The organism is Streptomyces kebangsaanensis (assembly GCF_001906585.1).
In the GTDB taxonomy this organism is placed as follows: domain Bacteria; phylum Actinomycetota; class Actinomycetes; order Streptomycetales; family Streptomycetaceae; genus Streptomyces; species Streptomyces kebangsaanensis.
In genome coordinates this window covers 1-6,826 of the sequence record NZ_JUJA01000086.1, presented here as the reverse complement: position 1 = coordinate 6,826, position 6,826 = coordinate 1, and the positions used below count along the sequence as shown (strand labels likewise).

General features: G+C 69.7%; 4 protein-coding genes and 2 pseudogenes. 5 read left to right on the top strand and 1 reads right to left on the bottom strand.

Annotation, left to right across the window (positions count from 1 at the left end; genetic code table 11):
- The 4 genes from RH94_RS13015 to RH94_RS12995 all read left to right on the top strand — a co-directional run.
- On the top strand, positions 1-2,367 hold a 2,367-nt coding region (locus tag RH94_RS13015; protein WP_107428696.1), incomplete at its 5' end, for an ADP-ribosyltransferase.
- Positions 2,368-2,408: 41 nt separating this feature from the next.
- On the top strand, positions 2,409-2,810 hold the full coding sequence (locus RH94_RS13010) for a hypothetical protein (protein ID WP_073947769.1): 402 nt from the start codon (positions 2,409-2,411) through the stop codon (positions 2,808-2,810).
- Between the two features lie 44 nt (positions 2,811-2,854).
- Positions 2,855-3,729, top strand: a protein-coding gene (locus RH94_RS13005) for an IS5 family transposase (RefSeq protein ID WP_407697305.1) whose coding sequence is annotated in 2 segments (ribosomal slippage) — positions 2,855-3,244 and positions 3,247-3,729 — 873 coding nt in all. Because the reading frame shifts where the segments join, the coding sequence is not laid out codon by codon here.
- An 815-nt stretch (positions 3,730-4,544) separates the two neighbouring features.
- Positions 4,545-5,213: a phosphotransferase gene (locus tag RH94_RS12995; protein WP_073947766.1), complete on the top strand. Its 669-nt coding sequence runs from the start codon at positions 4,545-4,547 to the stop codon at positions 5,211-5,213.
- Positions 5,214-5,567: 354 nt separating this feature from the next.
- On the opposite strand, the pseudogene RH94_RS12990 reads toward RH94_RS12995, so the two are convergent.
- Positions 5,568-5,894: pseudogene (locus tag RH94_RS12990) on the bottom strand (ATP-binding protein); the annotation flags it as partial.
- A 284-nt stretch (positions 5,895-6,178) separates the two neighbouring features.
- On the opposite strand from RH94_RS12990, the pseudogene RH94_RS38740 reads away from it, so the two are divergent.
- Positions 6,179-6,826: pseudogene (locus tag RH94_RS38740) on the top strand (RNA-guided endonuclease InsQ/TnpB family protein); the annotation flags it as partial.

The following is a 6,826-nucleotide window of genomic DNA, read 5'->3' as shown; positions in this document are numbered from 1 at the left end:
CTGGAGCAGCTGGAGCAGGACTGTGCCGGTCTGAAGGCGGACGCGGGGCATGTCCGGGACACCGGGCAGGCCGTGCACACCGGGTTCCAGGGCCTGTCGGCGTACTACTCCGCGCCGGAGGCGGAGCAGCTGTTCGCGACGACGCGGCCGGTCAAGGACCGGGCGGACGGTTTCGCGGACCAGCTGGAGACGGTCTCGTCGGCGCTGTCGGCGTACGCGACGGAGGTCCGCCCGCTGGCGGACAAGCTGAAGGAGCTCAAGGCCCGGGCGACGACGTTCGTCGACTCCGTCAAGGACGACGAGAAGTGGGAGTACGACGGGGACAAGGTCGAGGCGCACAACGCGCTGCGGGACGAGATCACGGCCACGGTGGCGGCGTTCTGGGCGGCGGAGCGCACCTGCCACAACAAGATCGTCGCGCTGGTGCCGGGCGGCACGCCGGTGGTGGCCGGCGACGGCTCGGACCGCAAGGACCAGTACGGGTTCACGGCCGAGGACATGAAGGACGCCCAGCTTCCCTGGGGCGACCCGGTGGAGGAGCGGCACCACTGGTACGAGGTGGGGCACTGGACGAAGTCGTTCGTGTGGGACGGTCTGATCGTCGACGGGGTGTGGGGGACGATCAAGGGTCTGGGCACGCTGGTGGGGGTGGACGGCTGGGAGGCGGCGGGGCAGGCGTGGAAGGGCCTGGGCCAGCTGGCCACCGGCCTGGTGCTGACGGCGGTGCCGGTGGTGGGGGCGGCGTTCTGGCTGCTGCCGGACGACAAGCTGCCGTCCTGGGTGCGGGACTCGCGCACGGCGATGAAGGAGACGGGCAAGGCGCTGGTGGCGTGGGACGAGTGGGGCAAGAACCCCGCCCGCGCGGCCGGGGCGGTCACCTTCAACGTGCTGACCACGGTCTTCACCGGCGGCGCGGGCGGTGCGGCCGCGGGGGCGGGCAAGGCGGGCGCGGCGGCCAAGGTGCTGTCGGCGGCGGGCAAGGCGGGCCGGGCCCTCGACCCGATGACCTACGTCGCCAAGGGCGCCGGCGCGGGCCTGTCGAAGGTCGGCGACATCAGCAAGGCCCTGAAGGGCGTCGGCACCATCGACATCCCCAAGCTCCCCGACGGATCGGTCCACCTGCCCGACGGCCGTTTCCTGGACCCCCACGGCAACATCATGACGCCCAACGGCGTCATCGACACCACACCGATCCCGCACGAGACGGCGGCCCCGAAGCTCCCGGACCACTGGACGATCCAGGGCCAGCAGCCGGTGTACGCGGGAGCCCACACGGGCGACGGTTTGGCCGGCAGTGCCCATACGACCGACGCCGTGGGGCGCTACGACACGGCCACGCACACGTCGTACGACCATGCGTCGGCGGGCGCGCCCACGCACGACGTCCCCTCGGGCGCCCCGCACACTCCGCACACCGGCGGGCACGACGTTCCCGGCAGCGGCGGCCACGCCCCGGACCCGGCACATCACGGCCCGGCTCACGGCACATCCGCAGGCCACGCGGACGACGCCGCCCACGGAGCCGGCCATACGGACGATGGCGGCCACCACCCGGACCACACGGCGGGACACGCGGACGACGCCGCACACATGGGCGACCACGCGGACCTCGGCCACACGGCCGTGGACACCGCCGCACACCACGGCGCCGACACTCCGGCCGCCCCGGGCCACCCGGGCACGGACGTGCCGGGGCACGGGGGAGGGGAGCCGTTCGAGTACAAGCCACACATGTCGAAGGCAGAGTTCGCAGTTCTGAGCGATGCCGAGAAGCACGCGGTGGCCACAGCCGAACTGGCGCACGGTACGAACCCTGTGCCCAGCGTCAGCAACGAGGCTGGACTGAAGTACGGCAACACGTACTGGAACGACTTTTTGGACGACCTCCATCCAGAGTCGAGAAGCGCGCTGGTCACCTATACCGGTTCTGCTTACACCAGCATCAACGGTCACCTTCGCTTCGGCGAGCACGCGTCCGAGTACACGTTGCACACCATCGATGAGATGGACAAGGTCATGGGAGCACGCCCCGTACCGGAGGACGTCATGATCGTGCGCGGCACCGGAATCGACCACCTTGACCTGAAGTCGCCGATGGACATGCAGGGCGGTGTCTTCGACGACAAGGCGTATACCTCTACTGCACTCGGTAAGACGCCGCCACCGCCCTTCGACGGCAAACCGGTGTGGATGCATCTGCGGGTGCCGAAGGGGACACCCGCCCTCTGGCTGGATCATCTCTCCCAGGTCCCCGGGGAACGGGAACTGCTCCTCGCCCGCGGTACCGAGTACAAGGTGACGCGCGTTTTCATGGACGAGGCGGACGGCAAGTGGCACGTCTACGGGGAGGTTCTGCCGAGGCCGTAGCCTCGTTGCGGATCCAGCAAAGGCAAAGGAACGTGGACATCATGAGCAGTGAACGACCGATCAACCCGCGCTTCGACGACGATATGTGGTTCAACCAGGTGTCGCCGGGCCCGCCGCGGTACCAGACCCGGACCGACAAGCCGGTGCGGTACTTCACCGTGGTCGACAAGCAGGGTGGCGCGGTCCTCGGTTATGTGTGGGCCAACGACGAGGACGACGCCGCCGCGTGGGAACCGCGACAGGCCGCCGGGCCGCGGGCGATGTCGGAGGGCAGCATCTGGCACGCCAGGCTGGAGGAGGCCAAGGGGCGGGGCATTCTGCCGTCCCAGGCCCTTGCGGAGATGCTGGCCAATCCGGAGGGCAACAAAGGCCGGGCCCTGCCGGGCTCCCTCACCGATGCCCCGAATGCCGCCGCAGTCGAGGCTCTCGCCGAAAGTAACTAGGGTCTGTTGTGAAAGTTGATCACGGTCGTGGATGATCACGTGTCGTGGGACGAGGTGATCTGACCAACACTCAGTGGGATCGACTTAAGCCGTTGCTGCCGCTGGGCAAGAAGCAGGGCCGGCCGCCGACTTGGACGCGCCGGCAGTTGATCGACGGCATACGGTGGCGGACCAGGGTCGGTGCGCCGTGGCGGGACGTGCCTGAGCGGTACGGGCCATGGGACCGGGTCTACGACCTATTTCGACGCTGGCAACGGAACGGCACCTGGAAGCGGATCTTCGTGCAGCTGCAGGCCGAGGCCGACGGGAAGGGCTTGATCACCTGGGATGTGAGCGTGGACTCCACGGTTGCCCGGGCTCACCAGCACGCCGCCGGGGCGCGTAAAAAGGGGATCTGCAGAAGGAGCCGCCTGGCGGCGTCTTCACTGAGCCCGACGACCACGGCCTCGGACGGTCGCGTGGCGGCCTGACCACCAAGCTGCACGTGGCCGTGGAGCAGGGGCAGAAGCCACTGTCGTTGATGGTCACCGCTGGGCAGCGGCACGACAGCCCACAGTTCCAGCCCGTCCTGGAGGGCATCCGGGTACCCCGTATCGGCCCGGGCCGGCCGCGGACCAAACCGGATAGAGTTCGAGCGGACAGGGCGTACGGCTCCCGCGCGAATCGCGCCTACCTGCGCAGACGCGGGATAGGCTGCACGATCCCAGAGAAGGTCGACCAGGTCCGCAACCGTAAGAAGCTCGGCGCCCGCGGCGGCCGCCCGCCGAGGTTCGACAAGGACGACTACAAGGAACGCCACGCGGTGGAGTGCGGCATCAACCGGCTCAAGCGCCACCGGGCCGTGGCCACGAGGTACGACAAGCTCGCGGTTCGCTACGAAGCAACCGTCCTGGTGGCAGCCATCAACGAGTGGCTGTGACCAGGGCTTTCAGGGTCTTCTCTCATAGGGACCGCCCCGGAAGTACGTGCTCCCATACGATCGGGGACGGTCACCGCGCTCATGCGCGGCGTCGGAGCGGTCGGCAGGCGCCGACCGTTTGGCCAGTGCTCGCAGCGTCTCCAGACCGGCCAGGACTTCAGAGCGGTTGTCCGACCTCTTCATCCACGGTGGCAGCCGCGCAAACATTGCCATCGTCGGCCGCGCCCCGCCACGCTCGCGCAACTGGGCGCCGACGTAGGCGGACAGTTCGTTGACGTGCGCCTCGTTGTAGGCCCACAGGATCTGGCCGGCGCAACGGGTCTGCAGCCATAGTGGCCGCCGGAAGAACGGATCCTCACTACCGCCCAGTACTGCGCCGGCCAGCCCAGCGCCCCGCACCTCGGGTTCCCAATCGGCGACGGCACCGCACCCTCCGCAAGCCAGACGGCGTGGCTGGAACAAGAGCTCACTGAAGTACCTGGGTGCGGGGAGACCAGGCCGGGGAACCACGAGCGCACAGCCTCCGCATTGCGGGCAGACCACAAGCATGCGGCCAGCGAACCGCGCCAACGAGCTCCCTGGGTCGTAGTGGCGGGCAGGCTCGGCCCCCGACTCAGAATCCATAGCAGACACCCTCGCAGGTTCGCGATGCTGCTCGCGACCGGGTTCTCGAACGCAACCCACAGCACGTCGGCGGCGCTGAGCGCACTGATTTCCAACAACCCACGAGCCGCTTTCGCAACACGGCCTAGTGCCGCGTCACCCAGCGTTCGCCCTGTTGGCGGCTGGTACGACGTCGGGACAGACTGCCCTGCATGGAATTGATCGGGCGGGGGCGGGAAGCTGACGTGTATGCCCTGGACGAGTCCAGGGTCTTGCGGCGTTATCGGCAGGGGGGACCAACGGAGCTGGAAGCGCGGTTGATGACGCATCTGGCGGCCTGTGGGTATCCGGTGCCGAAGGTGTACGAGGTCACCGGTACCGACATGGTCCTGGAGCGGCTGACCGGGCCGACGATGCTGGAGGCGCTGGCCCGGCGCCCGTGGCGGGTCGGCTCCCTCGGCCGGGCGTTGGGCCGCCTGCACGACCGGTTGCATGCGTTGCCGGCGCCGAAGTGGCTGCCCCAGCGGTTCGCGACGGCGGGTGATGACCGGGTGCTGCATCTGGACCTGCATCCGGGCAACGTGCTCCTGACTCGGAGAGGTCCCGTGGTGATCGACTGGCGCAACGCGGGCGCCGGTGATCCCGCTGCGGATGTGGCGATGACCATGGTGACCGTCGGCAGCGCGGAGGTCCCCGGCCTGGCCGTCCGCCTGGGACGGAGTCTGCTTGTGCACAGTGTGCGCAAGGGTTGTCGGACCGATCCTGCGGGACGTATCCGGGAAGTGGCCGAAGCCAAGCTGGCCGATCCGAACCTCACGCTTGCGGAGGCGGCGTGGCTGCGGCGTCGTATCGGCGGCCGGACCGGGCAGCCGGGCTGCTGATCGGTGGCCGGGTGCGTGCGGGTTCGTGAGGTCGACGACGACAGGCGTGATGAGTGGTCGGATCTTGAACAGGGGACCGGGTGAACGGCGAAGGGCGCGACCGTTCACCCGACCACCCCGCTCCCCCTCCGCCAAGCCCTTGGGCACCCATGATCCCGACGAGTGCGACGCAGAGCCCACTCCGGGCACCTTGAGACGGACCTGACGTCACAACGGACGTGGCATGGATACGCTGCCGGGCCCCGGCCGCGCAACGCCTGGCATGTCCGTCAGTACACCGCACCTGGACGACATTGAGTTCTATAGACCCCAAACAGTCCAGAGGTTGGGGCAACCACTTCAAAAGCGCCAACGTTACGCGGCGGCCAGCTCGCACCATACGACCTTCCCCCGGTTGCCTTCCCGTGCCAGCGGCTGCCAGCCCCACAGGTCGGCGCAGGCCCGGATCAGCGCCAGTCCACGACCCTCTTCCAGGTCGGTGATCTGTTCCAACGGCACGGGCGGCTCCGGCGGCCGGGGGTCCGCGTCCCATGCTCCGATCCGCAGGACGCCGGCGGCCCACCGTACGCGCAGGGCGGCGGGCCCCTTCGTGTGCCGTACGGCGTTGGAGATCAGCTCGGTCGCGAGCAGTTCGGCGGTGTCGGCCAGGCGGATCAGGCCGTGCATGGTGAGGACCAGGCGCCGAGGGAGTCTGCCCGCCGCTTATCAGGATCTTGCCGAGCTCGATCACCTGATCTCTTGCGGGGAGGCCCCGGCGTTCACGCCGGGGGGAATCGCATCCCGCGACAGCGGCACGGAGCGCCCTGGCGGCCTGTCCGGCGGGGCCGGGCGGACGCGAACACGTGTCCCGGTATTCGCCGATCGGGGTGATCGCACTGGAAGAGAGGTGCGGCTGTTCGGGTGCCGCGCATACGGTCGCAGGGCGGGCGTCGGGTGACCGGGACAAGAGCCGGGGGGTGACGGGCATGGCGGCGGTACGGGAGGCCGGCGGGGGCGGGCACGCCCGCTACACGTACCGGTTGCGGGTGCCGGCCACCGCCCGTACCGGGCTGGAGGCGGAGTGGGGCCGGTGCCGGTGGCTGTGGAACGAGTGCGTGGCCCGCGCGAAGAGGGCCCATGCGGAGGGGGAGGCGTGCGGTCCGGCCCGGCTGGACCGGATGCTCACCCGGGCCCGCGCGGTGACCCCGTGGCTGGCCGCGGGCGCCTCGGTGCCGCAGCAGCAGACCGTCCGCGACTTCACCGCCTCCCGCGCGAAGGCCCTGAAGGACCTCAAGGACCGGCTGCCCGCCAGGCGGCGGGCCGGCATGCCCCGGCCCAGGAAGAAGCATGAAACGGATCCGACGCTGAACTACACGCGGCGCGGCTTCCGGCCCAGGGACGGGCGGCTGCACCTGGCGGGCGGGATCGTTTTGACCGTGGTGTGGTCCCGTCCGCTGCTGGCCGAGCCGTCCTCGGTGCGCGTGTACCGCGACCGCCTCGGCCACTGGTACGCCTCGTTCGTCGTCCCTGCCCCGGTCGAGCCGCTGCCGCCGACCGGTGCGGTGATCGGCATCGACTGGGGGTGCGGGAGACCGCCACCACCACCTCCGACGCCCACGACCTCCCCCACCCCC